This is a genomic window from Pseudomonas sp. GNP014 (genome assembly GCF_054344005.1).
Genome location: NZ_JBTGUS010000001.1, coordinates 608774 through 634955 on the forward strand (window position 1 = coordinate 608774; position 26182 = coordinate 634955).

Annotated in this window: 20 protein-coding genes; 8 read left to right on the top strand and 12 right to left on the bottom strand. The window is 60.8% G+C overall.

Features of this window, described 5'->3' with window-relative positions; translation table 11 throughout:
• Positions 1-259: 259 nt before the first annotated feature.
• The 10 genes from ACXX9E_RS02910 to bioB all read right to left on the bottom strand — a co-directional run bounded on the left by ACXX9E_RS02910 (position 260) and on the right by bioB (position 13106).
• Positions 260-2056, bottom strand: coding sequence for an acyl-CoA dehydrogenase C-terminal domain-containing protein (locus tag ACXX9E_RS02910; protein ID WP_186746532.1), 1797 nt, complete (start codon positions 2054-2056; stop codon positions 260-262).
• A gap of 90 nt (positions 2057-2146) precedes the next feature.
• On the bottom strand, positions 2147-3436 hold the full coding sequence (locus ACXX9E_RS02915) for a GGDEF domain-containing protein (RefSeq protein ID WP_458555005.1): 1290 nt from the start codon (positions 3434-3436) through the stop codon (positions 2147-2149).
• Positions 3437-3634: 198 nt separating this feature from the next.
• A complete protein-coding gene (locus ACXX9E_RS02920) occupies positions 3635-5737 on the bottom strand; it encodes a cytochrome-c peroxidase (protein WP_458555006.1) in 2103 nt (700 codons plus the stop codon).
• A gap of 273 nt (positions 5738-6010) precedes the next feature.
• Positions 6011-7816 carry a phenylacyl-CoA dehydrogenase gene (locus ACXX9E_RS02925; protein ID WP_123469318.1) on the bottom strand — a complete coding sequence of 602 codons (1806 nt, stop codon included), beginning with the start codon at positions 7814-7816 and terminating at the stop codon, positions 6011-6013.
• Positions 7817-8090: 274 nt separating this feature from the next.
• On the bottom strand, positions 8091-8387 hold the full coding sequence (locus ACXX9E_RS02930) for a pyrroloquinoline quinone biosynthesis protein PqqE (RefSeq protein WP_123469320.1): 297 nt from the start codon (positions 8385-8387) through the stop codon (positions 8091-8093).
• A gap of 120 nt (positions 8388-8507) precedes the next feature.
• Positions 8508-9188 (bottom strand): dethiobiotin synthase, encoded by a 681-nt coding sequence (bioD, locus tag ACXX9E_RS02935; RefSeq protein ID WP_123469322.1) that lies wholly within the window; start codon positions 9186-9188, stop codon positions 8508-8510.
• On the bottom strand, positions 9185-9994 hold the full coding sequence (bioC, locus tag ACXX9E_RS02940) for a malonyl-ACP O-methyltransferase BioC (protein ID WP_123469324.1): 810 nt from the start codon (positions 9992-9994) through the stop codon (positions 9185-9187). Before bioC ends, bioD begins: the two co-directional genes overlap by 4 nt.
• A complete protein-coding gene (locus ACXX9E_RS02945; RefSeq protein ID WP_458555007.1) occupies positions 9987-10718 on the bottom strand; it encodes an alpha/beta fold hydrolase in 732 nt (243 codons plus the stop codon). Before ACXX9E_RS02945 ends, bioC begins: the two co-directional genes overlap by 8 nt.
• Positions 10711-11889, bottom strand: coding sequence for an 8-amino-7-oxononanoate synthase (gene bioF / locus ACXX9E_RS02950; protein WP_123469328.1), 1179 nt, complete (start codon positions 11887-11889; stop codon positions 10711-10713). The genes ACXX9E_RS02945 and bioF overlap by 8 nt, the downstream gene beginning before the upstream one ends.
• A gap of 161 nt (positions 11890-12050) precedes the next feature.
• Entirely contained in the window at positions 12051-13106 is a 1056-nt protein-coding gene (gene bioB / locus ACXX9E_RS02955) for a biotin synthase BioB (RefSeq protein WP_128616182.1), read from the bottom strand.
• 91 nt (positions 13107-13197) lie between these two features.
• Between bioB and ACXX9E_RS02960 the strand changes: the two genes are divergently transcribed.
• From ACXX9E_RS02960 to rarD, 5 genes are all read left to right on the top strand, one after another.
• The gene (locus tag ACXX9E_RS02960; RefSeq protein ID WP_458555008.1) at positions 13198-13932 is read left to right on the top strand and encodes a double zinc ribbon domain-containing protein; all 735 of its coding nucleotides are present in this window, start codon (positions 13198-13200) and stop codon (positions 13930-13932) included.
• A 100-nt stretch (positions 13933-14032) separates the two neighbouring features.
• On the top strand, positions 14033-14797 hold the full coding sequence (locus tag ACXX9E_RS02965; RefSeq protein WP_123469334.1) for a TOBE domain-containing protein: 765 nt from the start codon (positions 14033-14035) through the stop codon (positions 14795-14797).
• A gap of 71 nt (positions 14798-14868) precedes the next feature.
• The gene (locus ACXX9E_RS02970) at positions 14869-16770 is read left to right on the top strand and encodes a PhoX family protein (protein ID WP_458555009.1); all 1902 of its coding nucleotides are present in this window, start codon (positions 14869-14871) and stop codon (positions 16768-16770) included.
• 165 nt (positions 16771-16935) lie between these two features.
• The gene (locus ACXX9E_RS02975; RefSeq protein WP_123469338.1) at positions 16936-17910 is read left to right on the top strand and encodes a serine/threonine protein kinase; all 975 of its coding nucleotides are present in this window, start codon (positions 16936-16938) and stop codon (positions 17908-17910) included.
• A 205-nt stretch (positions 17911-18115) separates the two neighbouring features.
• Entirely contained in the window at positions 18116-19003 is an 888-nt protein-coding gene (gene rarD / locus ACXX9E_RS02980; protein WP_458555010.1) for an EamA family transporter RarD, read from the top strand.
• 223 nt (positions 19004-19226) lie between these two features.
• Here the strand turns inward: rarD and ACXX9E_RS02985 are convergent, their stop codons facing one another.
• Complete coding sequence (locus ACXX9E_RS02985) at positions 19227-19745, bottom strand: glycine cleavage system transcriptional repressor (RefSeq protein WP_123469342.1); 519 nt, start codon at positions 19743-19745, stop codon at positions 19227-19229.
• 497 nt (positions 19746-20242) lie between these two features.
• On the opposite strand from ACXX9E_RS02985, the gene ACXX9E_RS02990 reads away from it, so the two are divergent.
• Positions 20243-22420: a malate synthase G gene (locus ACXX9E_RS02990; protein WP_186746513.1), complete on the top strand. Its 2178-nt coding sequence runs from the start codon at positions 20243-20245 to the stop codon at positions 22418-22420.
• Between the two features lie 324 nt (positions 22421-22744).
• Here the strand turns inward: ACXX9E_RS02990 and ACXX9E_RS02995 are convergent, their stop codons facing one another.
• Positions 22745-23191: a response regulator gene (locus ACXX9E_RS02995; protein WP_123469346.1), complete on the bottom strand. Its 447-nt coding sequence runs from the start codon at positions 23189-23191 to the stop codon at positions 22745-22747.
• Between the two features lie 259 nt (positions 23192-23450).
• Here ACXX9E_RS02995 and ACXX9E_RS03000 point away from each other — a divergent pair, with 259 nt between their 5' ends.
• The gene (locus ACXX9E_RS03000) at positions 23451-25385 is read left to right on the top strand and encodes a DUF294 nucleotidyltransferase-like domain-containing protein (RefSeq protein WP_302467484.1); all 1935 of its coding nucleotides are present in this window, start codon (positions 23451-23453) and stop codon (positions 25383-25385) included.
• Positions 25382-26089 carry a 3'-5' exonuclease gene (locus tag ACXX9E_RS03005; protein ID WP_322375920.1) on the top strand — a complete coding sequence of 236 codons (708 nt, stop codon included), beginning with the start codon at positions 25382-25384 and terminating at the stop codon, positions 26087-26089. The genes ACXX9E_RS03000 and ACXX9E_RS03005 overlap by 4 nt, the downstream gene beginning before the upstream one ends.
• The last annotated feature ends 93 nt before the right edge of the window (positions 26090-26182 follow it).

The window sequence follows — 26182 nt, forward strand, 5'->3', positions numbered from 1 at the left end:
GCAAACCTCGCAAGATCTAAACAGGTGATTCGTGGAATGATGTTTTCGTTGAGCTGGAGTGTACCCCAACAACTTTTGCGACACATAGGGTCAACCGGTGACTGTTTTGTTATTTTTAGTCACCAGCTTGAGCCGACATTCAAAGAACGCAAAAAACTGTGGCGAGGGCGCTTGCTCCCGCTAGAGTGCGAAGCCGCCCCCGATCGGTGAGCACTGCGCACTCAAGCGGGAGCAAGCGCCCTCGCCACAGAAAGTGGTATCAGAGTGCAAACAACGCCGCCGGCAGCTTCATCAAACACTCACTCCCCGCTTCGATCGCCGCCCGATGCGCAGCCGTGCGCGGCAACAAGCGCTTGAAATAGAACTCGCTGGTCGCCAATTTACCCCGACAGAAATCCCCGTCCCCCTCACCCGCCTCCAACTGCGCCTGCGCCACCAGCGCCATGCGCAACCACAGATAACCCAGAATGATGTAACCGCTGTACATCAGGTAATCCACCGACGCGGCGCCGACTTCGTCCGGGTTTTTCATCGCCGCCATACCGACCTGCATGGTCAGCTCGCCCCACTGCTGGTTGAGTTCATTGAGCTGCGCGACAAAGCTGCCCAACTGAGGATGCCCCGCGTTGGCCGCGCAGAACTTGTGGACGATTCTGGTGAAGCCGCGCAACAACTTGCCCTGACTGCCCAGCACCTTGCGACCGAGCAGGTCCAGCGCCTGAATGCCGTTGGTGCCTTCATAGATCGGCGCAATCCGGCAATCGCGAACCAACTGCTCCATGCCCCATTCACGAATGAAGCCGTGACCGCCGAACACCTGCATGCCGTGGTTGGTCACTTCCAGCCCGGTGTCGGTCATGAACGCCTTGCAGATCGGTGTGAGGAACGCCAACAGGTCTTCGGCCTCCTGCCGCGCCTCGGCGTCGCTGCCCAGGTGCGCGACATCGAGCAGCTGCGCGGTGAAATAGGTCAGCGCACGATTGCCCTCGTTGAAGGCTTTCATGGTCAACAGCATGCGCCGCACGTCTGGATGAACGATGATCGGGTCGGCCGGTTTGTCCGGGGCCTTGGCGCCGGTCAGGGCGCGCATCTGCAAGCGGTCGTTGGCGTATTTGACCGCGCCCTGGAAACTCGCCTCGCCCAGGCACAAGCCCTGCATCCCGGTGCCGAGGCGTGCATGGTTCATCATGGTGAACATGCAGTTGAGGCCCTTGTTCGGCTCGCCGATCAGAAAGCCCTTGGCGCCGTCGAAGTTCAGCACGCAGGTGGCCGAGGCCTTGATGCCCATCTTGTGTTCGATCGAACCGCAGGAAACGCCGTTGCGCTCGCCCGCTTCGCCCGCTGCGTCCGGCAGGAACTTGGGCACGATAAACAGCGAAATGCCCTTGGTCCCGGCGGGCGCATCCGGCAGTTTGGCCAACACCAGATGGATGATGTTGTCACTCATGTCGTGCTCGCCGGCAGAGATGAAAATCTTGCTGCCGGTAACTGCATAACTGCCGTCGGCCTGGGGCACGGCGCGGGTCTTGATGATGCCCAGGTCGGTGCCGCAATGCGCTTCGGTCAGGCACATGGTGCCGGTCCACTGGCCGGCGGTGAGTTTGCTCAGGTACGTGTCTTTCTGTTCGGCGGTGCCGTGGGCGTGGATGGCCGACATCGCGCCATGAGTCAGGCCCGGGTACATGCCCCAGGACGTATTGCTGGAGCCGACCATTTCGCTGATCACCAGCCCCAGCGAACTCGGCAGGCCCTGGCCACCGTAAGCCGGATCTGCCGCCAGACCGTGCCAGCCGCCCTCGACGTATTGCGCGAACGCTTCTTTGAAACCTGCAGGCGTTGTCACCACGCCGCTGTCGAAGTGGCAGCCCTCTTCGTCGCCGCTGCGATTGAGTGGCGCCAGAACGTTCTCGCAGAACTTCGCGCCCTCTTCGAGGATCGCGTTGATCATGTCCGGGCTGGCGTCGTGGGCGCCGAGCGCGGCGTATTGGGTGTGGAAATCGAAGACGTGGTCGATCAGAAAGCGCATGTCGCGCAGGGGAGCTTTGTACTCGGGCATGGTGGCTTCTCCGTCAGCAGATGGTTTCAACCTACTGCTGGCCACTACGCCCCACAATCACTGTCCAGACGCTGAATGCGCGGTCATCACTCAACCTGCAGCATTGTCCATACGCACCGCGCCACGGCGGTTCTGCCCGAACGCCATCACGCAGTTACGCCCCGCACCTTTGGCGCTGTACAGCGCCTGGTCGGCGGACTTGAGCACTTCTTCCGGCGTGCGCTGCTCGACGCGTTCGGCGACGCCAATGCTGACCGTCACCGAAACACTGGACGCACCGGAGCCACTGCGGCGCTGGCGACCTTGCTGGTCATCCTGCGGACGGTTTTCCTGATTGCGCAGTTGAATGTTGTAGGACGCAATCGACTCGCGGATAACTTCCAGGTGCGGCATGCATTCCTCGAGGGTTTTGCCTGCGAACACCAAGGCAAATTCCTCACCACCATAGCGATATGCCCTACCGCCACCGCTGATTTTCGACAGCTTGCTGGCGACCAGACGCAACACCTGGTCACCGACATCGTGGCCGTGGGTGTCGTTGAATTTCTTGAAGTGATCGACGTCACTCATCGCCAGCACATAGTTACGGCCGAGGCGTTGCATACGTTCGTTGAGTGCGCGCCGCCCCGGCAGACCGGTGAGCTCATCGCGGAAGGCCATTTGATAGGCTTCGTGCGCTACGGCGGCAGCAATCATCAGCATCACCTGGCTGCACATGATGTTCAGGGTGAACGGCAGGATGAAGGTTTTCGGCAGCATCCAGAACACACCGAGCAAGCCGACCAGTTGCGCCGCATGCAGCGGACGCGGGTTACGCCAGTATTGCCAGGCCAACAGCAGGAATGCCGAGAGGAATACCGGATAGGACATCTGGATCAGGCTCATCCACGCGCCGTGCAGCGCTGGCCAGCGGATCTCCGAGAGCCACATCAGCAGCGCCTGGGGATAACTCTGCTCAAGACCGAGGGCGACACTGCCAAAAGCGAGCAACACCGCGAACCGCGCGACCATGTCCTGAAACAGGTGGGTGCGTTCTTGCCACGCCGCAAACAGACCGAACAGCAAGGGCAGCAGCAGGCAGACCAGGTGGAACACCACGGCGGCGTCGTCGCGCACCTTGCCGTTGTCGCGGTAATAGTCGGTCTGGGTGTCGAGCAGAAAGTAGGCGATGTACACCGTGAGCATCAGAAACAGTTCGCGCTGACGGCGGTAAACCGCGCAATACGCGCCGCCCAGCAACAGCACCAACGTCGGCAACACGTTGAACAGCGAAGTGAAGAACACGTTGAGGTCTTTGACGTACGCAGCCGCCAACCCCGCAAGTAACAACAGCAGTGATGGCAGGAAATGACTGAAACGTACAGCGGAAGAACGCGGCAAGGGTAAAGCTCCGACCCGTCATATCAAAGAGATGGCATTGTGCCTGCAATGTGGCCAGTTAAGCACACGCATTGTGATCCAGATCACATGCAGTCTCTTTAACGGCAGAAAACCTGACTATCTGAGCGATTTGCCAAGTTTTTTGCCTCCAGCGAGCCGATGGCCATCATGACTGATGGCCAGGCCTGGAATTATCCCTCAAAGATCGTTGTAGAACGGCAGTAGCGGCCCCTCCGCCGGGCTGCGCCCTTCGGCGCCATAGGGCTTGAGCGAGAACAACGCGTCCGAAGCTTGGCGGGTGGTGACTTTCGGGCTGGCTGGCCGTTGGGTTACGGCGTTTTCGTCACCGATCTCACCTTGTGGCAGGACCAGCGACGGATGATCGAACGGCGCCCGCTCCCACGCCACGCGCGGATCGGTCAGGCCGACTTCCATGAATTTCACCAGTGCGTCGATCTCCTCAGGCGTCAGGTTGAGGCTGGTCATGTCCGGATCAAGATTCGAGGTGTTGTGCTGATTCGCCGCCGGATGTTCGAAGCCGCTGGTGTTGTTGGCGTCCTCGCCACGGCGGTCGCCGCCACGGTTGTAGAACTCCATCACCTGCTTGAGTGTGGCGCGGCTGCCGTTGTGGAAGTACGGGCCGGTCAACGCAATATTACGCAGGGTCGGGGTTTTGAAGGCGCCATCGACCGAATCGCGGAAGCCGACATTGGGTTTGAGCGAGGCGTCGCACGGGATCGCTGCGCTGAGTGGCGCTTCGAAGGTGCACACGTCGAGGTCCAACGGATCGGGAATGCTGGCGCCCTGCAACACCTTGTTGTACTGACGGCTGAACGACCATGGATTGCCCCAGGCATCCGAGCCACCGAGGGCCAGGTCTTCGGAGGTCGGGCGCACGCCGGTGTTGTAGAAGCCGTTGTCGTAGAGCGTGGTCAGGTTATCGGCCATGACCATGCGTTCGATGCGTTCGCGCGGATGCATCAGCAAGCGGCTGGCAGCATTGGTCAGCTCCGGGCCCCCATGGCAATTGACGCATTTGCCCTTGCCGAGGAACAGGTTCATGCCCTCGACTTGCTGCGCGCTCATCGCGGTTGAGTCGCCCTGCAGGTAGGCGTCGATCGGCGCCTGATCAGAGATCAATGTCGATTCGTACATCTGAATCGCCAGACCGAAGAACAGCGGGAAATTGGCCTCCATCTGCGTGTACGGCGCGCCGCCGACCAGCACGTTTTGCGTGGCATTCCACAGGCGTGGCTGAAAAGCATTCTTGATCAGCTCGCGATAAGTCGGACGCCGCGCACCGGATACGGGCGCGAGCACGGAGTCGCTGGAGGAAATCCGCTGTTGCTTGAGCATCAACTGGTCGAGCATGCGTCGGCCGATGTCGGCAAAGGTGCGACCGCCGCAGGACATTTCCACCGCGCTGCCAGGTGGGCCTACCGCTTGCGAAGCGGCAGAGGCATTGTTGAGTGCGAGTCTGACTTTGGTCGCCACGGGGTTGCGCTCGCTGGTCACGTAAATGCCGGCATCGGGATCACGATTGCCGAACGGCGAAAAACCGTTGAACACGTTGTTGGCCCGCCCGTCCCAGAAATTGCGCACGTTGAACGCCGCATTGATCACCGACGGCGCATTACGCCCGGTGCTGCGTCGTACATTGATGCCGCCGACCTGAAAGATGCCGTCCGGTTGCTGCGTGCATTTGTCGAATCGCGGCTGATTGGGTTTGACGAAGTTGGCATCGAACACGCCTTGCGAGCCGACCACGTCATCGCTCGAGTAAATAATCGGCGAGTTGCGATCCAGTGGGTTGCTCAATACGTGGGTCGGGAAATCGCTCTTTTTCAACGTGTAGTTCGGCCCGCCCTTGCCGCCGGACAACGTCGCGTAAGACGCCACGTCGCCGGGAATATCCGAGGCGACAAAGGGTTTGTTGAAGATCGAGGCGACGTTGGCATTGGTGTGCGCCTGACCGGGGTTGAGCTGGTTGGTGATGCGGTGATCGACGCCGGCGTGGTAGTGGCAGGACGCACACGCCGTGGCGCCATCGCTGCCGACTTCCATGTCCCAGAACAGCGCCTTGCCCAGCAGGATCGCCGCGGAGCGGTTGAGCACGTAGTCGCTCATCAGGTCAACCTTGCGCCCGCCCTCGGTTCCGGATGGGTCGGGCGGAACCATGCCCCGCAAGGACTGCAGGCCGGGTATTTCCGGGACGGGCGAATCGACTTCGGCCGGTGCAGCGGCCAGCGTGTTGAAAGTGGCGAGTGCAAGGGCTGACCAGACAAGTCGGCAGATGTTCATGTGCTTCACCCTGACGTTGTTGTTATGCGTTTTGCCGGGCGAGAGGCGTCGTGGAGCAGGACTGGATGTCTCGTTTGCGCCGGTTAATGGGCGCAGTGCAATTAATTGGCCAGCTCCTGTAGAAACATTTTGCATCAATAAACGCAGAGGGCCGTGCGCTGACAGCCACCGTTTCTGCTGGGGAATCGCCCCCAGAGTTGGGGATGAATTCAGCGCAAAAAAAAACCGCTGCCCCTAAAGGAGCAGCGGTTTTTCAAGCGACCGCGTTAAGGCTTAGTAGCCCAGTGCGAAGTCTTCTTCTTTCATGTCCATCAGGTTGTTGGCGCCCGACAGCATGGTGGCCACGTGAGTACGGGTACGTGGCAGGATGCGCTGGAAGTAGAAGCGCGCGGTTTGCAGCTTGGCGGTGTAGAACGCTGCGTCGCCAGTGCCTTCTGCCAGCTTCTCGGCTGCCAGACGCGCCATGTCGGCCCAGAAGTAGGCCAGGCAGGCGTAACCGGAGTACATCAGGTAGTCCACGGAGGCCGCGCCGACTTCTTCGCGATCTTTCATGGCGGCCATACCGACCTTCATGGTCAGCTCGCCCCACTCTTTGTTCAGTGCAGCCAGCGGTGCAACGAATTCTTTGACGGCTTCGTTGCCTTCGTTGTTCTGGCAGAACTTGTGGACGATCTTGGTGAAGCCTTTCAGAGCCTCGCCTTGGGTCATCAGCACTTTACGGCCCAGCAGGTCGAGTGCCTGGATACCGGTGGTGCCTTCGTACAGCATCGAAATGCGGCTGTCGCGAACGTTCTGCTCCATGCCCCATTCGGCGATGAAACCGTGACCGCCGTAGATCTGCACGCCGTGGTTGGCTGCTTCGAAACCGACTTCGGTCATGAACGCCTTGGCGATTGGCGTCATGAACGCCAGCAGCGCATCGGCCTTCTTCTTCTCTTCTTCATCGACGCCGTATTTGACGATGTCGACCTGTTTGGCGGTGAAGTACACCATCGCGCGGTTGCCTTCGGCGAATGCCTTCATGGTCAACAGCATGCGACGTACGTCAGGGTGCACGATGATCGGGTCGGCAGCTTTGTCCGGCGCTTTCGGGCCAGTCAGGGAGCGCATTTGCAAACGATCACGAGCGTATTTCAGACCACCCTGGAAGCCGATTTCGGCGTGGGCCAGTCCCTGCAGCGCGGTCCCCAGACGTGCGGTGTTCATAAAGGTGAACATGCAGTTCAGGCCTTTGTTCGCCGGGCCGATCAGGAAACCGGTGGCGCCGTCGAAGTTCATCACGCAAGTGGCGTTGCCGTGGATGCCCATCTTGTGTTCCAGCGAACCGCAGCTCACGGCGTTGCGTGCACCGAGGGTGCCATCGGCATTCGGCAGGAACTTTGGAACGATGAACAGGGAAATGCCTTTGGTGCCAGCCGGTGCATCCGGCAGACGAGCCAGCACGATGTGGACGATGTTGTCGGCCATGTCGTGTTCGCCGGCCGAGATGAAAATCTTGGTGCCGGAAACTTTGTAGGAACCGTCGGCCTGAGGTTCGGCCTTGGTGCGCAGCATGCCCAGGTCGGTGCCGCAGTGCGGTTCGGTCAGGCACATGGTGCCGGTCCATTCGCCGGAAACCAGTTTGGTCAGATAGGCTTCTTGCTGCTCAGGGGTGCCGTGCTCGGAGATGGTGTTCATCGCACCGTGCGACAGGCCTGGGTACATGCCCCACGACCAGTTGGCTTCACCGACCATTTCGCTGACGGCCAGACCCAGCGACTCCGGCAGGCCTTGACCACCGTGCTCGACGTCATGCGCCAGGCTTGGCCAGCCGCCTTCAACGAATTGCTTGTACGCCTCTTTGAAGCCCGTCGGGGTTTTCACGCCGGACTCGCTCCAGGTGCAACCTTCGAGGTCGCCCACACGGTTCAGCGGTGCCAGTACCTGCTCACAAAACTTGGCGCCTTCTTCGAGAATGGCGTCAACCATGTCTGGAGTTGCGTCTGCGCAAGCCGGAAGGCTCTGATAGTGCGCTTCGTAGCCGAGCAGTTCGTCACGAACGAAGCGAATATCACGCAAGGGGGCCTTGTAGTCAGGCATAGCGATAAACCTCTGCTGATGTAACCGGGAATGAACGACCGTGTTGATTTGTTGTGACGGTCAAACAGTTGTTTGAAACATACGTTTACGCCGAAATCTTGTCAAGCGTCGATCTTTTGCCGTTCGTCTTCCCTTCTTTCAAACGCCAGACACAGCAAACCGCCATGGACGCCAACGCGCCACAGGTACTGAAAAAAGATTAGTTGAGGAAGAAGGACTTACAACGCAAAACGCCGCGACAAGGCGCGGCGTTGTTCAGGCATGCAGCAAAAAATCAGGCAAACGTATCGATGATCGTACCGAGCATTTCATCGGAAGCCTTGGCGACTTTGACGCCCAGCTCCGCCTGAATCTTGCCTTGTGACATCTCGACCATATTGCTGGCCAGATCCGACTGCTGCGAACGATCGACACCACGCAGGCGATCGACCTGAACTTCGGACGACTGGCTGGTCACCGAGCGCTCAATGGTGCTGCTGGCGATCTGGCTGGCTGCCTGATCGACACGATTCTGCCCGGTCTGAATCGAGCTCAAACCTGCATAAAAAGCTGTGTTACCGGAGATTTCCATGAAAGCGCTCATCCTTGGGAAGGATCAATAGGCGCCATTGAATCAGACGCGCCAGAAAAACACCCGTCAAAAACACTAATGGCACAGTGCCTGCTCATAGCCAGCCTTCATGGGCTAAGCCTAGTCGAGCAGATCCAGTTGCAAATGCTCCGCCACCGCTTCGGCACTCAACGCCTTGAGCTTGGGCACCCGCCCCAGGCACGGCGCCGGAATCCGCTCGGCCAGCGTGGCAAGGTTCTCCTCCAGCCGGGAAGTCTTCGGGTCGATGATATTCGCCACCCACCCCGCCAGTTGCAGACCATCGCGGGCAATCGCCTCGGCCGTCAGCAATGCATGGCTGATGCACCCCAACCGCACGCCGACCACCAGAATCACCGGCAACTTCAATGCAATCGCCAGATCGGACAGATTGTCCTGATCAGCCAACGGCACCCGCCAGCCGCCCGCACCTTCGATCAAGGTGAAGTCGGCGTTCATGGCCAGAATGGCGCGCATCGGCGTCAGCAACGACTGCACCGTCAGCGCAACGCCCGCCTCGCGCGCCGCCAGATGCGGAGCAATGGCCGGCTCGAACGCGACCGGATTGACCTGTTGATAACTCAGCGGCACCGAACACTCGGCGAGCAGCGCCAGGGCGTCGGCATTACGCAACCCCTTCGGCGTCACCTCGCAGCCGGACGCCACCGGTTTGCCCGCCGCCGTACTCAACCCTGCTGACCGCGCCGCATGCAGCAACCCGGCAGCCACGGTGGTCTTGCCCACATCCGTGTCCGTTCCGGTGATGAAATAGGCTGCGCTCATAAGGGTTTCTCCAACACGGCGTAAACCACTTGATAGGTCGCCGGCAATCCCTGTGCCTGACGGTACTGCTCGTAAGCCTCGACCAGTCCGAGAATCCGCGCCCGCCCGGTCAAACCGCCCGGCCGGCCGGGATTCAGATTGTGCGCACCCAATGCCTTGAGCTCATGGGTCAGGCTGCGCACATCCGGGTAATGCAGCACGTGCGCCTGAGTCTGCAGACTCGCCGTGCGCAAACCGCTGGCTGCGCACAACTGCTCATACCGGGCGAACTCGCGGAAGCGGTTGACGTGCACCAGGCCATCGACCTGACGCCAGCTGTCGCGCAACTCAAACAGCGTCCCGACACAAAGACTAGCAAACGCAAAAATCCCGCCGGGTTTGAGCACGCGAAACGCTTCACCGAGCACCGCTTCAAAATCCGCACACCACTGCACGGCGAGGCTGGAGAAGATCAGATCGCAGGTTTCATCGTGCAGCGGCAGACGCTCCGCATCACCGGCAATGAAGTGCTGAGCGCCACCCAACGGCCGGGCGTGAGTGAGCATGCCCTCGGCAATGTCCAGCGCCACGCCGTGACCGGCGACAAAGCGCTCGGCCAGTGCGCGAGTGAAATACCCGGTACCACAGCCCACATCCAGCCAGCGCGACGGGACAAAATTTACCGGCAAGCGCCGCAGCAACTGCGCACCGACATCCCGTTGCAACTCGGCGACGCTGTCGTAACTGGCCGCTGCACGGGAAAAGGAGGCTGCAACCTGGCGCTTGTCAGGCAAGCCCCCCGGCAGCACAAGAGACAGATCAGTCATCGGCGCACTCATGTAAAAACGCCTGGATCGCACCCGCTACTCCGTGCGGGTCTTCCAGCAGAAATCCGTGGCTGGCCTGTTCGATCAGACCAATTTCGATATCCGGCAGCAGGGCGAACAATGCGCCCGCCGCCTCGGCCGGTACCAATGCGTCGAGGCCGGCAAACAGATGAAACTGCGGCCCGCGAAAGCTTTGCAACGCTTCGCGGGTGTCCAGTTGCGCGAGCAATTCCAGCCCGGCCATTAATGCAGGCGCAGCGGTGTGCGGCGCGCCACCGAGCATCAACCGGGACAGACCGCGCGGGTCCTGCGCGCCTTGGGCACACAACAGCGAGAAGCGTTTGAGGGTGGTGCGCGGGTCGGCATTACAGCCAGCGAGAAAGGCATCGAACGTCTCGCCCGGCATTGCGCTCGACCATTGCTCATGGACAACGAAGCATGGATTGCTCGCCAGCGTCAGCAACCCGCAGCACCGTTCGCCACGGCGCGCCGCCAGTTCGGACGCGAGCATGCCGCCCAGCGACCAACCGCCGAGCCAGACGTCTTGCGCGATGCGCTCATCGAGTTCGTCGAGCCAGTCTTGCGGGTCACTGGAGTCCAGCTCTGGCAACGGTTCGATCTCGACATGCAAATGTTCATCGAGGCCCTGCAACGCCGCCGCCAAAGGTTCCAGCGGCGAAACGCCGAGGCCCCAGCCGGGCAACAGAATCAGACGATTACGCATGGCTTGGCTCCGACGACAATTGGGCAAAGCAATCCGCCAGTCCTTCTAACAATAGCTGCACCTGCGCCTCGCTGTGGGCGGCGGTCAGGGTGACGCGCAGCCGAGCGCTGCCAGCAGGCACGGTCGGTGGACGAATGGCGGTGACCATCAGTCCACGTTCGCGCAACATCTGCGACAGGCGCACGGCGCGACCGGCATCGCCGATCAGAATCGGCTGGATCGGGGTGAAACTGTCCATCAGTTGCAGGCCGATCTGCCCGGCACCGTGGCGGAACTGGCGGATCAACGTTTGAAGATGCTCGCGGCGCCAGTGCTCGGTGCGCAGCAGCTCCAGACTTTTCAGCGTGGCGCAGGCCAGCGCGGGCGGCTGGCTGGTGGTGTAGATGTAGGGCCGGGCGAACTGGATCAGGCTTTCGATCAGCTCCGCGCTGCCGGCAACAAAGGCGCCGGCGGTGCCGAAGGCTTTGCCGAGGGTGCCGACCAACACCGGCACATCCTCCTGGCTCAAACCGAAATGCTCGACGATGCCGCCGCCGTTCGCGCCCAGCGGCCCGAAACCGTGGGCATCATCGACCATCAACCACGCGCCTTTGGCTTTGGCTTCACGGGCCAGTGCGGGCAGGTCGGCAATATCACCGTCCATGCTGAACACGCCATCGGTGACCACCAGCGTATTGCCGGTGGCTTTCTCCAGACGCTTGGCCAGGCTGTCGGCATCGTTGTGCAGATAACGATTGAAGCGCGCGCCGGACAACAGCCCCGCATCCAGCAACGAGGCGTGGTTGAGGCGGTCTTCCAGCACCGTATCACCCTGCCCGACCAGCGCCGTGACCGCGCCGAGGTTGGCCATGTAACCGGTGGTGAACAGCAGCGCACGCGGGCGACCGGTGAGATCGGCGAGCGCTTCTTCGAGGGCATGGTGCGGGGCGCTATGGCCGATCACCAGATGCGACGCCCCGCCCCCCACGCCCCAACGCGCGGCGCCGGCACGCCAGGCTTCGATCACCTGCGGGTGATTGGCCAGGCCCAGGTAATCGTTGTTACAGAACGCCAGCAACGGCTGGCCGTCGACCACCACTTCAGGCCCTTGCGGGGACTCGAGCAGCGGTCGCTGGCGATAGAGATTTTCGGCACGACGGGCAGCAAGGCGTGCGGCGAGATCGAAAGACATGCAGGCCTCGACAGTCAGATCACATGAATCACGATGGACACAGCGCCTGTGGGAGCTGGTTCGCCAGCGATGGCGGCGGCACATTCGACATAGATGTCGCCATTCAGTCCGCTATCGCTGGCGCGCCAGCTCCCACAGGGTTTTGTATCGCATCAAAAAAATCAGACCGCAGCGTTATAGAACTGCTCGCTGCTCTTCTGCTCCACCAGCGCCTGCTCGATCGCCGCCTGGTGCACTTCATCGGAATGCTCTTCGCGCGCTTCCGGTTGAATGCCCAGACGTGCGAACAGTTGCATGTCCTTGTCGGCCTGCGGGTTGGCCGTCGTCAGCAACTTGTCGCCGTAGAAAATCGAGTTGGCGCCGGCGAAGAACGCCAGGGCCTGCATCTGCTCGTTCATCGCTTCGCGGCCGGCGGACAGGCGCACGTGGGATTGCGGCATGAGGATGCGCGCTACGGCGAGCATACGGATGAAGTCGAACGGATCAACATCGTCGGCGTTTTCCAGCGGCGTGCCGGCGACCTTCACCAGCATGTTGATCGGCACCGATTCCGGATGCTCCGGCAGGTTGGCCAACTGGATCAGCAGATTGGCGCGGTCGTCCAGCGACTCGCCCATGCCGAGAATACCGCCGGAGCAGATCTTCATTCCCGACTCACGCACGTAGGCCAGGGTCTGCAGGCGCTCGCTGTAAGTACGGGTGGTGATGATGCTGCCGTAGAACTCAGGCGAGGTGTCGAGGTTGTGGTTGTAGTAATCGAGACCGGCCTTGGCCAGCGCTGCGGTCTGCTCCTGATCGAGACGACCGAGGGTCATGCAGGTTTCCAGGCCCATGGCTTTCACGCCTTCGACCATCTTCAGCACGTACGGCATGTCTTTGGCCGACGGGTGTTTCCATGCCGCGCCCATGCAGAAGCGCGTCGAGCCGATGGCTTTGGCGCGGGCGGCCTCTTCGAGAACCTTCTGCACTTCCATCAGCTTTTCTTTTTCCAGACCGGTGTTGTAGTGACCGGACTGTGGGCAGTACTTGCAGTCTTCCGGGCAGGCGCCAGTCTTGATCGACAGCAGGGTCGAAACCTGTACGCGGTTGGCGTTGAAGTGTGCGCGGTGCACGGTCTGCGCCTGGAACAGCAAGTCGTTGAATGGCTGTACGAAGAGGGCTTTGACTTCGGCCAGAGACCAGTCGTGACGCAGGGTGGCAGTAGTGCTCGCGCTCATGGGTAGTTCCTTGGTTATGCTTGGCTCGCGACCGGGGAAACGGAATACCCACAGGCGCTACACGGATGTTCGGCATATTTAAGGAAGAGTCATGCGCTGTCAACCACGATACAAAGGACAGGTTTACATCTGTTTAAAAAACGTACAGACCTGCTTACTGTGCGATGAGCCTGCAGACGAAAAAACGCCCCTCTGCGTGGCCTGCGAAACCGAACTGCCATGGCTCGGCGACCATTGCCAGCGCTGCGCCCTGCCACTCTCCGCCGCTGACCTGACCTGTGGAGAGTGCCTGCTAGAGCCTCCGGCGTTCGAACAGGTGGTGGTGCCGTGGCGCTATGGCTTCCCGGTCGACAGTTTGATTACGCGCTTTAAACACAACGCGAAATGGCCGTTTGGTCACCTGCTCGCCGACGTTGCCGGACAATACCTGCAACATCGTTTCGATGAAGGGTTGCCGCGTCCGGATATGTTGTTGCCAGTGCCGCTGGCGAACAAACGTCTGCGTCAACGCGGGTTCAACCAGGCTGCGATGTTGGCGCGCTGGTTGAGTCAGTCGCTGGGGCTGCCGTGTGAAGAAACGGTTCTGCGCCGCATCAAGGACACCGACGCCCAGCAGGATCTCGACGCCAAGGCGCGTAAAGGTAATCTGCGCAATGCGTTCGAACTCGTGCCAGATTCGCAGGTACAAGGCCGGCATTTGGCGTTGGTTGATGATGTGCTGACTACTGGCGCGACGGCTCAAACGCTTGCGCGTCTGCTGATCAACGCAGGCGCTGCGCGGGTCGATGTCTATTGCCTGGCCCGCACGCCGAAACCCGGAAGTTGAAGCCAGCACACTCCTACAAGGGCTCTCGGCTCGACTTGACTCTGGCGTTGCAAGCGACCAACTTCCCCCCTCACCGCCACAGCAAAAAAAGCGCCCTTTCATGTCCATGCCTTCCCTGTTGTCCCAGCACATCGTCCGCCGTCCGCAGCGCATCGCCCTGCTGCAACACATTGCCGAACAGGGTTCGATCACCCGCGCCGCAAAAAGCGCCGGGCTGAGTTACAAAGCGGCGTGGGACGCCATTGATGAACTGAACAACCTGGCGCAGAAACCGCTGGTCGAACGCGTCGTCGGTGGCAAGGGCGGTGGCGGCGCGAAACTGTCCAGTGAAGGCGAACGCGTGCTGCGCCTTTACCAGAAACTGCAAGCCTTGCAGGCACAGGTTCTGGAAGCGGCGGAAGACGCCAGCGATCTCGATCTGCTCGGTCGGCTGATGCTGCGCACCAGCGCTCGCAACCAGTTGCACGGCAAAGTCGTGGCGATCGAGGCGCAGGGCCGCAACGACCTGGTTCGCCTGGAACTGGCCGAAGGCCTGTGGATCAACGCGCAGATCACCCACGACAGCACTGTGCACCTGGAACTGCAGCCGGGCACGGAGGTGGTAGCACTGATCAAGGCCGGCTGGCTTGAATTGCTCGCGCCGGATCAAGCTGCAACATCTGGACACAATCTTCTGAGCGGCACCCTCGAAGCCATTCTCGACGCCGAAGACGGCCCCAGCGAAGTGCGCATTACCCTGCCCAACGGCCACACCCTCTGCGCGCTGGCTGAGCCGCTGCACCTTCGCACGTGCGGGCTGGGTATCGAGCAACCGGTGCAGGTGCAGTTCTCGCCGTCCAATGTATTGATCGGCACGCCGCTGTAACGGACCTTCTGCCACAAAAGCTTCATCGCCCCCCATTAAGGTTGCTGCCAAAACCATGCAGGGAGCCTGATGTGAGCCTATTAGAAGAAAACCAATCCACCGATCTGGAAAAAATGGTCGGCCTCAGCCGTCGCGGTTTCATCAGCGCCGGGGCCTTGTGCGGTGCCGCGATGTTCCTCGGCGGCAACTTGCTGAGCCGCAGCGTCATGGCAGCCAGCGTCAGCGCCGGCAACAGTCGCCTGCTCGGTTTCGAGAGCATTCCCGCCGCGACCACCGACGTTATCAGCCTGCCCAAGGGCTACAAATCTTCGGTGCTGATCAGTTGGGGGCAGCCGCTGCACAAGAACGGGCCGGCCTTCGACCCGAGCGGCAATGGCACCGCTGCCGCACAGGAAGTGCAGTTCGGTGACAACAATGACGGCATGAGTCTGTTCGCCTTCCCCGACGACAAAAACCGCGCGTTGATGGCAATCAACAATGAATACACCAACTACCGCTACCTCTACCCGCACGGCGGCATGCCGCAATCGGCCGAAGACGTGCGCAAGGCGCTGGCCTGCGAAGGTGTGTCGGTGATCGAAGTGCAGCGCAAGAACGGCCAGTGGCAGTTCGTCCAGGGCTCGCGTTACAACCGCCGGATTCACGGTAATTCACCGCTGCGCATCAGTGGCCCGGCCGCGGGTCACGATCTGATGAAAACCGCCGCCGACAAGCACGGCAAGAAAGTCCTCGGCACGTTCCAGAACTGCGCCAACGGCAAGACGCCGTGGGGCACCTACCTGACCTGCGAAGAGAACTTCACCGACTGCTTCGGCAGCAGCAACGCCCAGCAGCAGTTCGACCCGGCGCAGAAACGCTACGGCGTGTCGGCCGCCAGCCGCGAGATCAACTGGCACCCGTTTGACCCGCGTTTCGACATGGCGAAGAACCCCAACGAACTCAACCGTCACGGCTGGGTGGTCGAGATCGACCCGTTCGACCCGCAATCGACCCCGGTCAAACGCACCGCGCTGGGCCGCTTCAAACATGAAAACGCCGCCCTGGCCGAGACCGACGACGGTCGCGCCGTGGTGTACATGGGCGACGACGAGCGTGGCGAGTTCATCTACAAATTCGTCAGCCGCGATCGCATCAACCACCGCAACGCCAAGGCTAACCGCGACATCCTCGACCACGGCACCCTGTACGTGGCCAAGTTCGATGCCGGCGACGGCAATCCCAATCACCCGAAAGGCCAGGGCCAGTGGATCGAACTGACCCACGGCAAGAACGGCATCGACGCCAGCAGCGGTTTCGCCGATCAGGCCGAAGTGCTGATCCATGCCCGCCTCGCCGCCAGTGTCGTTGGCGCGACGCGCATGGACCGCCCGGAATGGATCGTCGTCAGTCCGAAGGACGGCCAGGTCTATTGCACCCTGACCAACAACGCCAAACGCGGCGAAGACGGCCAGCCGGTGGGCGGCCCGAACCCGCGCGAGAAGAACGTCTACGGGCAGATCCTGCGCTGGCGCACCGACCGCGACGATCACGCGTCGAAGACGTTTGCCTGGGACCTGTTCGTGGTCGCCGGCAACCCGGGCGTGCATGCCGGGACGCCGAAGGGTGGCTCCTCCAACATCACCCCGCAGAACATGTTCAACAGCCCCGACGGCCTGGGTTTCGACAAGGCCGGGCGCTTGTGGATTCTTACCGACGGCGACTCGAGCAACGCCGGGGACTTTGCCGGGATGGGCAACAACCAGATGCTTTGCGCTGATCCGGCAACCGGCGAGATTCGCCGCTTCATGGTCGGGCCGATTGGTTGTGAAGTGACCGGGATCAGCTTCTCGCCGGATCAGAAGACCTTGTTTGTCGGGATTCAGCATCCGGGCGAGAACGGCGGTTCGACCTTCCCCGAGCATTTGCCGAATGGCAAGCCGCGCTCTTCGGTGATGGCGATTACCCGTGAGGACGGCGGGATCGTCGGCGCCTGATCCATCGCCTTCGCGAGCAAGCTCGCTCCCACATTTGGAATGCGATCCACTGTGGGAGCGAGCTTGCTCGCGAAAGGACCGATCAGACACCAACCAACTACCCCGCTGCCATCTGCGCTACCATGCCGGGCCGGACGCAGCAGCCTGCTGCGCGCAGGAGTCAGCATGGCCCACCCGTTTGAAACCCTCACTCCCGACCTTGTACTCGATGCCGTCGAAAGCATCGGGTTCCTGAGCGATGCGCGCATCCTCGCGCTAAACAGCTACGAAAACCGTGTCTATCAGGTCGGTATCGAAGACTCCGAACCGCTGATCGCCAAGTTCTACCGCCCGCAGCGCTGGACCAACGAAGCCATCCTCGAAGAACACCAGTTCACCTTCGAACTGGCCGACGTCGAGATCCCGGTGGTTGCGCCACTTATCCACAACGGCCAGACCCTGCACGAACACGCCGGTTTCCGTTTCACCCTGTTTCCCCGTCGCGGCGGCCGTGCCCCGGAGCCGGGCAATCTCGATCAGCTGTATCGCCTCGGCCAGTTGCTCGGACGGATTCATGCGGTCGGCGCAACCAAGCCGTTCGAGCACCGTGAAGCGCTGGGGGTAAAAAACTTCGGCCATGATTCGCTGAGCACGCTGCTCGAAGGCAACTTCATTCCCAAGAGCCTGTTGCCCGCCTACGAGTCCGTCGCCCGCGACCTGCTCAAACGCGTGGAAGATGTGTACGCCGCCACGCCGCACCAGAACATCCGCATGCACGGCGACTGCCACCCCGGCAACATGATGTGCCGCGACGAGATGTTCCACATCGTCGACCTCGACGACTGCCGCATGGGGCCGGCGGTACAAGACATCTGGATGATGCTGGCCGGCGACCGTCAGGAATGCCTCGGCCAACTGTCGGAACTGATGGACGGCTACAACGAATTCCATGACTTCGACCCGCGTGAACTGGCGCTGATCGAACCGCTGCGCGCCCTGCGCCTGATGCACTACAGCGCCTGGCTGGCGCGGCGTTGGGATGACCCGGCGTTCCCGCACAGCTTTCCGTGGTTCGGCACCGAGCGTTATTGGGGCGATCAGGTGTTGGCATTGCGTGAGCAACTGTCCGCGCTGAATGAAGAACCCCTGAAACTCTTCTGATTAAAACCTGAACCCTGTGGGAGCGAGCTTGCTCGCGAAGGCGTCATGTCAGTCAGCATAATGTTGAATGTCAGTCCGTATTCGCGAGCAAGCTCGCTCCCACATGGGTTCTGTGTTCACACTTTTCTGACCAATCAGCTCAGGCATTCGTCGACAAATCTCCTTACAATCCCTGCTTTGATAGCTGCCTAAGCAAGGACTCTGCATGCAAGCCGCCAACCCGCGTCGCGGGTACATTCTGGGCCTCAGTGCCTACATCATCTGGGGCCTGTTCCCGATCTATTTCAAAGCCATCGCCGAAGTCCCGGCGGTCGAAATCATCATTCACCGGGTGCTGTGGTCGGCGCTGTTCGGCGCCTTGTTGCTGATGGTGTGGAAGCATCCCGGCTGGTTGCGCGAGTTGCTGGACAACCCCAAGCGTCTGGCGATCCTGGCCCTGAGCGGCACGCTGATCGCAGCCAACTGGCTGACTTACGTGTGGTCGGTGAACAACGGCCGCATGCTGGAAGCGAGCCTCGGTTACTACATCAACCCACTGGTCAACGTACTGCTGGGGATGCTGATTCTCGGCGAACGCCTGCGACGCATGCAGTGGATCGCCGTCGGCCTGGCAGCGGTCGGCGTGGCGCAGCAGGTGTGGCAGGTCGGCAGCTTGCCGTGGGTGTCGCTGGTGCTGGCGCTGACCTTCGGTTTCTACGGATTGATCCGCAAGCAGGCGCCGGTCAAGGCGCTGCCGGGGCTGGTGGTGGAAACCTGGATGCTGGTGCCCATCGCCGTGGCCTGGCTGTTGTTCAACCAGACCGCGACCAGCGCGCAACCCGAGTTCTGGACCACCTCGGCCGCTTGGTGGCTGGTCGCCGCCGGGCCGGTCACGCTGGTACCACTGGTGTGCTTCAACGCCGCCACCCGCCATTTGCCCTACACCACCATCGGCTTCCTGCAATACCTGGCGCCAACCCTGGTGCTGCTGCAAGCAGTATTGCTGTTCGGCGAGCACTTGTCGTCGAGCACTCTGGTCGCGTTCATCTTTATCTGGGCGGGTCTGGCCATTTACAGCGTCGACGCCGTGATCAGTTTGCGTCGACGCAGCTGATCAAAAAACGCACAAAGCTTTGCAGGCCACGGTTATCGTGGCCTGCAACATTCCTTCCCAAGGTTATCCACAGCGTGATCCCCGCCGTTTGTGCGCAAGTCACTGAATGCTGGCGGTTTTTTGATCAGTTCTCCGCAAGCCCCGGCCGGCCTGGCGCTGCGCCCGGTCTCTACAGGTTATCCACAGGCAGGTGCACGTTAAAACTGGATAACCCGAATACGCCTTAAACCTCTGTGCGTAACACCAGTTCGACCATCAGATCATCGGCCAGGGTTTCCAGACGCGATTGCAGCACGTCCAGGGACAAGGTCAGCGGCACCGCCAGAATCGCCTCGGCGTGGAACAGCGGTTCGCTGCTCATCGGTGCCGGGCGCACTTCGGTCACCAAACGTTCAAGGTTGACGCCCTGCTCGCTCAGCAGCCGGGTGATGTCACGCACGATCCCGGGGCGATCATTGCCTACCAGCTCCATGGCGATCGGTTTCCAGGTGCAGGATTGCTCGATGCCGCTTTCGGCAATCAGCACGCGAATGCCCTGCGCCGACAGTGCTTGTAGGGAATCGACTAATTCGTCGTAAGCCTCCGCCGGCACGCCCACCCGCAAAATTCCGGCGAACTGCCCGGCCATGCGTGACATACGGCTTTCCAGCCAGTTACCACCGTGCTCGGCGATGCATTGGGCGATGCGCTCGACCTGCCCGGGCTTGTCCGGGGCGAAAACAGTGAGTACGAGATGGTCCATGGCGCAGCCCTCTTGTCATGACTTTTGTTATAGAAAGGCAAGTATAGGCAAGGGGCCCAAATCGGCTTGCAGTGCGGTGTACTTGTGGCGAGGGTGCGTGCCAAGCGGTGCCCTGGCAGGCGAACCGTATTTATGTGTACAACTTTTGATATTTAACTGGAACAATCCATTGGTTTTTTGAGAACATCCCGTTCCGCGATGTGACCGCAATGCGACATGAGGTCGCAGAACGACGTTATTAGTCTGATTTTCACAAGCGCAACTCATCATGTAGTATGCCGCAGCGCGCACTACATAACGCTGGATCGATGTCTGCCCAAGGCACGTTCGCAACCTTGAAAGCCCCGTCAGCAAGGCCCCAAGCCGTTGATTGGTCCCAGCCCAGCCGCCAGCAATGGCATGTACTGGTCGGAAGGTTTGTGGTTTAAATGGCCAGAGGCTTCATTGTTAAATTGAAGAGCTGAAAAGCGAAATAGCTGAGCAGAGTGAGGCAAGCAATGACTGAACACGTTCAAGTCGGTGGCCTGCAGGTCGCCAAAGTCCTGTTCGACTTCGTGAACAACGAAGCCATTCCCGGTACCGGCCTCACCGCCGAACAATTCTGGGAAGGTGCCGACAAGGTCATTCACGACCTGGCACCGAAGAACAAAGCCCTACTCGCCAAACGCGATGACTTCCAGGCTCGCATTGATGCCTGGCATCAGGAACGTGCCGGCAAAGCGCACGACGCTGTAGCCTACAAAGCCTTCCTGCAAGAAATCGGTTATCTGCTGCCAGAAGCGGCTGATTTCCAGGCAACGACGCAAAATGTCGATGATGAAATCGCCCGTACTGCCGGTCCGCAACTCGTGGTGCCGGTGATGAATGCCCGCTTCGCTCTCAATGCCTCGAACGCCCGCTGGGGCTCGTTGTACGACGCCCTCTACGGCACCGACGCGATCAGCGAAGACGGTGGCGCGGAAAAAGGCAAAGGCTACAACAAGGTGCGTGGCGACAAAGTCATCGCCTTCGCCCGTGCGTTCCTTGACGAAGCCGCGCCACTGGCTGCCGGCTCCCACGTCGACTCCACCGGCTACAAGATCGTTGACGGCAAACTGCTGGTCTCCCTCAAGGGCGGCAGCAACACCGGCCTGCGTAACGATGCTCAGCTGATCGGCTTCCAAGGCGACACCAACGCGCCCATCGCGATCCTGCTGAAACACAACGGTCTGCACTTCGAAATCCAGATCGACGCCAGCACCCCGGTCGGCCAGACCGATGCCGCCGGCGTCAAAGACGTCCTGATGGAAGCGGCATTGACCACCATCATGGACTGCGAAGACTCCGTGGCCGCCGTCGATGCCGACGACAAAGTGGTGATCTACCGCAACTGGCTCGGCCTGATGAAGGGTGACCTGTCCGAAGAAGTCGCCAAGGGCGGCCAGACCTTCACCCGTACCATGAACCCGGATCGCAGCTACACCACGCCGAATGGCGGTGAAGTGACCCTGCACGGCCGTTCGTTGTTGTTCGTGCGTAACGTTGGCCACTTGATGACCATCGACGCGATCCTCGACAAACACGGCAACGAAGTGCCGGAAGGCATCCTCGACGGTCTGGTCACTTGCCTCGCGGCGATGCACAACCTCAACGGCAATACTTCGCGCAAGAACACTCGAACCGGTTCCATTTACATCGTGAAACCGAAGATGCACGGCCCGGAAGAAGCGGCGTTCACCAACGAGCTGTTCGGTCGCATCGAAGACGTGCTGGGCTTGAAGCGCAATACGCTGAAAGTCGGGATCATGGACGAGGAACGCCGCACCACGGTCAACCTCAAGGCCTGCATCAAGGCCGCCAGCGAGCGCGTGGTGTTCATCAACACCGGCTTCCTCGACCGCACCGGCGACGAAATCCACACCTCGATGGAAGCCGGCCCGATGGTGCGCAAGGCCGACATGAAGGCCGAGAAGTGGATCGGCGCCTACGAGAACTGGAACGTCGATATCGGTCTGAGCACTGGCCTGCAAGGTCGCGCGCAAATCGGTAAAGGCATGTGGGCGATGCCCGACCTGATGGCCGCGATGCTCGAGCAGAAAATCGCGCACCCGCTGGCCGGTGCCAACACCGCCTGGGTTCCGTCGCCAACGGCTGCTGCGCTGCATGCGCTGCACTACCACAAGGTCGACGTGTTCGCCCGTCAGGCCGAACTGGCCAAACGCGCCCGCGCCTCGGTGGACGACATCCTGACCATTCCGCTGGCGGTCAACCCGAGCTGGACGCCGGAGCAAATCAAGAACGAACTGGACAATAACGCCCAGGGCATTCTCGGTTACGTGGTGCGCTGGATCGACCAGGGCGTCGGTTGCTCGAAAGTGCCGGACATCAATGACGTCGGCCTGATGGAAGACCGTGCCACGCTGCGTATTTCCAGCCAGCACATCGCCAACTGGCTGCGCCACGGTATCGTCACCGAAGCGCAAGTGATGGAAAGCCTCAAGCGCATGGCGCCGGTGGTCGACCGTCAGAACGCCAACGACCCGCTGTACCGTCCGCTGGCGCCGGACTTCGACAGCAACATCGCCTTCCAGGCGGCGGTCGAACTGGTGATCGAAGGCACCAAGCAGCCCAACGGCTATACCGAGCCGGTGCTGCACCGTCGTCGTCGCGAGTTCAAGGCTGCCAATGGCCTGTAAATTTGCGTAGATGTGAAAAAGCCCTGGTCGAGAGATCAGGGCTTTTTTGTTTGTGCGGTGGATTGGATTTTTGTGGTGGGCTTGAGATCCATCCCCCTCACCCCAGCCCTCTCCCCCAAGGGGTAGAGGGGGAAAGGGAGCAGATCTATGTGCTTTTCAAAATCTGAGCTCGGCTCAGGAAATTGCCAAGGGTAGAGGGGGAATGGAGCCGATCTTTTTGCTTTCAAAACCTGAGTTCGACTCAAGAATCTAAGGTCGATGTGCCTTGCGCATCCACCGCAGCCAGTCCCCTCTCCCTCGGGAGAGGGCTAGGGTGAGGGGCTTCTAAGGCTCGATCCCCAATTCATGTTTCACCAACGCCAACAACTGGCCCGTATCAATCGGCTTGAGCAAAAAATCCACCACGCTCAAATGCATCGCCGCAATCGCGTCTTTCACATCGGCATCGCCGGACACGATGATGATCGGCATCGCCGCCCTTACCGACTCTCGCACCTGACGGACCAGCTCAAGCCCACCGACATGGCCCATGCGCAGATCGGTAATCACCAGCCCGATCGAAGGTTTTTCCTCGAGCATCTTCAGCGCCGTCTCGCCACTGGCGGCGGTCATGCAACGAATGCCATCCAACGCGAGAATCTCCGACAACAGCTCCCGGGCGTCCTTGTCGTCATCGACGATCAGCACACGCTGCGGTGGCAGGTCAGGCTCGAGCATGACTGCACTGAGCGCTTCTCGCTCGGCATCGCTCAAAATATCGTGGTCGGACATAGCGTTCTCTACGTGTTCAAATCAATCACCTGGCACAGTCGTCAGACATCGCTAAGCAGAGCTTCAATGTGCACTTCGTCGGATTTTTTTCCAAGAGGCCGGCGGGCGAATTTCCGACTGTTTTTGTAGGGCACTTCCCAAATGTGCCCAACGGCAGCTCAAACCTAGACTTACGTCCAATGGGCACCCCGTTCGCAGGGGCCGACCATGACGGCAACGATCCGACAACAACAATTCAAAAAAGACTGCGGTAATGGTTATGAGTAAAGCGGACGCCTTCACCCAGGCAGGGAAAACCGCGGTGTTGCAGAACATTCAGGGAACCCTGCAATTCCTCCAGCGCTTCCCGCCCTTCAATCAGATGGAACATGCCCACCTGGCTTATCTGGTGGAGCAATGTCAGCTGCGTTTCTACGCTCAGGGCGAGAGCATCATCAAGCCCGCCGACGGGCCGGTCGAATATTTCTACATCGTCAAACAGGGCCGTGTGGTCGGCGAGCGTCAGCACATCACCAAGCCCGGCACCGAAACCACTTTCGAGATCACCACCGGGGAATGCTTCCCGCTGGCCGCACTGATAGGCGAACGGGCGACCCGCACGGCGCACCTGGCGAGCGAAGACACCTTCTGCCTGCAATTGAACAAACCGGCGTTCATCAAACTGTTCGCGCTCTCCAACACCTTCCGCGACTTCGCCTTGCGCGGGGTCAGCAGCCTGCTCGATCAGGTCAACCAGCAAGTCCAGCAGAAAGCCGTGGAAACCCTCGGCACCCAGTATTCGCTGAACACCCGCCTCGGCGAGCTGGCCATGCGTCATCCGGTGACCTGCAGTCCCGACACGCCGCTGCGTGAAGCGGTCAAGCTGATGCACGACCAGCAGGTCGGCAGCATCGTCGCGGTGGATGAACACAAGGCGCCGCTGGGGATCTTCACCCTGCGCGATCTGCGCCATGTGGTGGCTGAAGGGATTGGCGATTTCAGCGAAGCGCTCGCGCGGCACATGACCCCGTCGCCGTTCTATCTGTCGCCGGATCACAGCGCCTTCGACGCGGCGATTGCCATGACCGAGCGGCACATCGCCCACGTTTGCCTGGTCAAGGATCAGCGCCTGTGCGGCGTAGTCTCCGAGCGCGATCTATTCTCGCTGCAACGGGTTGACCTGGTGCACTTGGCCCGGACCATCCGCAGCGCCCAGCGCGTCGAACAACTGATAACCCTGCGCGGCGAGATCGGCCAACTGGTCGAGCGCATGCTCGCCCACGGCGCGTCTTCGACGCAGATCACCCACATCATTACCCTGCTCAACGACCACACCGTGTGCCGGGTGATCGAGTTGACCCTCGCGGAAAAAGGCGACCCCGGCGTGCCGTTCAGTTGGCTGTGTTTCGGCAGCGAAGGCCGCCGCGAGCAGACGCTGCACACCGATCAGGACAACGGCATTCTGTTCGACGCCCGCGATGCCGCGGATGCGGCGCAGATTCGCGGCAAGTTGCTGCCGATTGCCCAGCAGATCAATCAAAGCCTGGCGCAGTGTGGCTTCACTCTGTGCAAGGGCAACATCATGGCCGGCAACCCCGAACTGTGTCTGTCGCGGGCGGAATGGGCGCGGCGTTTTGCAGCGTTCATCCGCGAGGCCACGCCGGAGAACCTGCTGGGTTCGAGCATCTACTTCGACTTGCGGGTGGTCTGGGGCGATGAAAAAAGCTGCGAGCAGTTGCGCCGCGGCATTCTCGAGCAGGTCGGCGACAACCGTTTGTTCCAGCGCATGCTGGCCGAGAACGCCCTGCGCAATCGCCCGCCGGTGGGACGCTTCCGCGAGTTTGTGCTGGCACGCAAGAACGGTGAAAAAGCCACGCTGGACCTGAAGATCCAAGGCCTGACGCCGTTTGTCGATGGTGCTCGACTGTTGGCGCTGGCCAACGGCATCGACACCAACAACACCCTCGAACGGTTTCGCCAACTGGTGGATAAGCACGTCATCGAACCGCTGGATGGCGCGGCGTATGAAGAGGCCTATCACTTCATCCAGCAGACGCGCATGCAACAGCATCAGATCCAGACCCGGGAGAATCTGCCGTATTCCAACCGCGTCGATCCCGACAGCCTCAATCATCTGGACCGGCGCATCCTGCGTGAGTCCCTGCGCCAGGCGCAACGCCTGCAAAGCAGCCTGGCCTTGCGGTATCAGCTATGAGCCTGTTCTCGTGGCTGCGTCCAGCCGGCCCTGCCCTGACGACGGATGTGCAGCAACGCCTGGCGCAGTTGCCGACGATCGGCCAACTGAGCGAATGCAGCCTGCGCGAACAGCGCTGGGTGGTGCTCGACCTGGAGACCACCGGGCTGAACCTGAACAAGGACCGCGTCTTGTCGATCGGTGCGGTGGTGATCGAGGACGGCGCGATCGACTTCAGCCAACAGTTCGAACGCACGTTGCAATGCCGGGAGCTGAAGCTCAGCCCCAGTGTGTTGATTCATGGTCTGGGGCCGAATGCGATTGCGGCGGGCAGCGATCCCGCCGAGGCGTTGCTGGAATTCATGGCGTTTGTCGGCGACAGCCCGGTGCTGGCGTTTCACGCGCCGTTCGATCAACACATGCTCGGGCGCGCGTTGAAGGAACACTTGGGCTACAAGCTGCAGAACGTGTTTCTGGATGTAGCCGACATGGCGCCGCTGCTGTGCCCGCAGGCGAACATCCGCGAAGCCGGACTGGATGAGTGGATCGAGTGGTTCAGGCTCGAAGTGTTCGAGCGGCACAACGCGAGTGCCGATGCGTTGGCGACGGCGGAACTGGCGTTGATTCTGTTCAGCCGGGCGCGCCAGCAACAGATTCACAGTCCGTTGAATTTGCAGCAGCGGCTGAGCCAGTGGAAGCGGCGGCAACAGGCGCCGTCTTTTTAACAACACCCTCACCCCAGCCCTCTCCCGGAGGGAGAGGGAGCCGACCGTGGTGTCTGCAGCCTTGCATCGACCTGAAAGACCGAGTCGATTGTG

Bases quoted from the DNA above. Each gene is read 5' to 3' on its own strand.
- ACXX9E_RS02990 (WP_186746513.1), top strand. From the start codon at position 20,243: ATGACTGAACACGTTCAAGTCGGTGGCCTGCAGGTCGCCAAAGTCCTG.
- ACXX9E_RS02960 (WP_458555008.1), top strand. From the start codon at position 13,198: ATGCGCTGTCAACCACGATACAAAGGACAGGTTTACATCTGTTTAAAA.
- ACXX9E_RS03000 (WP_302467484.1), top strand. From the start codon at position 23,451: ATGAGTAAAGCGGACGCCTTCACCCAGGCAGGGAAAACCGCGGTGTTG.
- ACXX9E_RS02985 (WP_123469342.1), bottom strand. From the start codon at position 19,745: ATGGACCATCTCGTACTCACTGTTTTCGCCCCGGACAAGCCCGGGCAG.
- bioD (WP_123469322.1), bottom strand. From the start codon at position 9,188: ATGAGCGCAGCCTATTTCATCACCGGAACGGACACGGATGTGGGCAAG.
- ACXX9E_RS03005 (WP_322375920.1), top strand. From the start codon at position 25,382: ATGAGCCTGTTCTCGTGGCTGCGTCCAGCCGGCCCTGCCCTGACGACG.
- ACXX9E_RS02925 (WP_123469318.1), bottom strand. From the start codon at position 7,816: ATGCCTGACTACAAGGCCCCCTTGCGTGATATTCGCTTCGTTCGTGAC.
- ACXX9E_RS02995 (WP_123469346.1), bottom strand. From the start codon at position 23,191: ATGTCCGACCACGATATTTTGAGCGATGCCGAGCGAGAAGCGCTCAGT.
- ACXX9E_RS02910 (WP_186746532.1), bottom strand. From the start codon at position 2,056: ATGCCCGAGTACAAAGCTCCCCTGCGCGACATGCGCTTTCTGATCGAC.
- bioF (WP_123469328.1), bottom strand. From the start codon at position 11,889: ATGTCTTTCGATCTCGCCGCACGCCTTGCTGCCCGTCGTGCCGAAAAT.
- ACXX9E_RS02965 (WP_123469334.1), top strand. From the start codon at position 14,033: ATGTCCATGCCTTCCCTGTTGTCCCAGCACATCGTCCGCCGTCCGCAG.
- ACXX9E_RS02930 (WP_123469320.1), bottom strand. From the start codon at position 8,387: ATGGAAATCTCCGGTAACACAGCTTTTTATGCAGGTTTGAGCTCGATT.
- ACXX9E_RS02975 (WP_123469338.1), top strand. From the start codon at position 16,936: ATGGCCCACCCGTTTGAAACCCTCACTCCCGACCTTGTACTCGATGCC.
- rarD (WP_458555010.1), top strand. From the start codon at position 18,116: ATGCAAGCCGCCAACCCGCGTCGCGGGTACATTCTGGGCCTCAGTGCC.
- bioC (WP_123469324.1), bottom strand. From the start codon at position 9,994: ATGACTGATCTGTCTCTTGTGCTGCCGGGGGGCTTGCCTGACAAGCGC.
- bioB (WP_128616182.1), bottom strand. From the start codon at position 13,106: ATGAGCGCGAGCACTACTGCCACCCTGCGTCACGACTGGTCTCTGGCC.
- ACXX9E_RS02920 (WP_458555006.1), bottom strand. From the start codon at position 5,737: ATGAACATCTGCCGACTTGTCTGGTCAGCCCTTGCACTCGCCACTTTC.
- ACXX9E_RS02945 (WP_458555007.1), bottom strand. From the start codon at position 10,718: ATGCGTAATCGTCTGATTCTGTTGCCCGGCTGGGGCCTCGGCGTTTCG.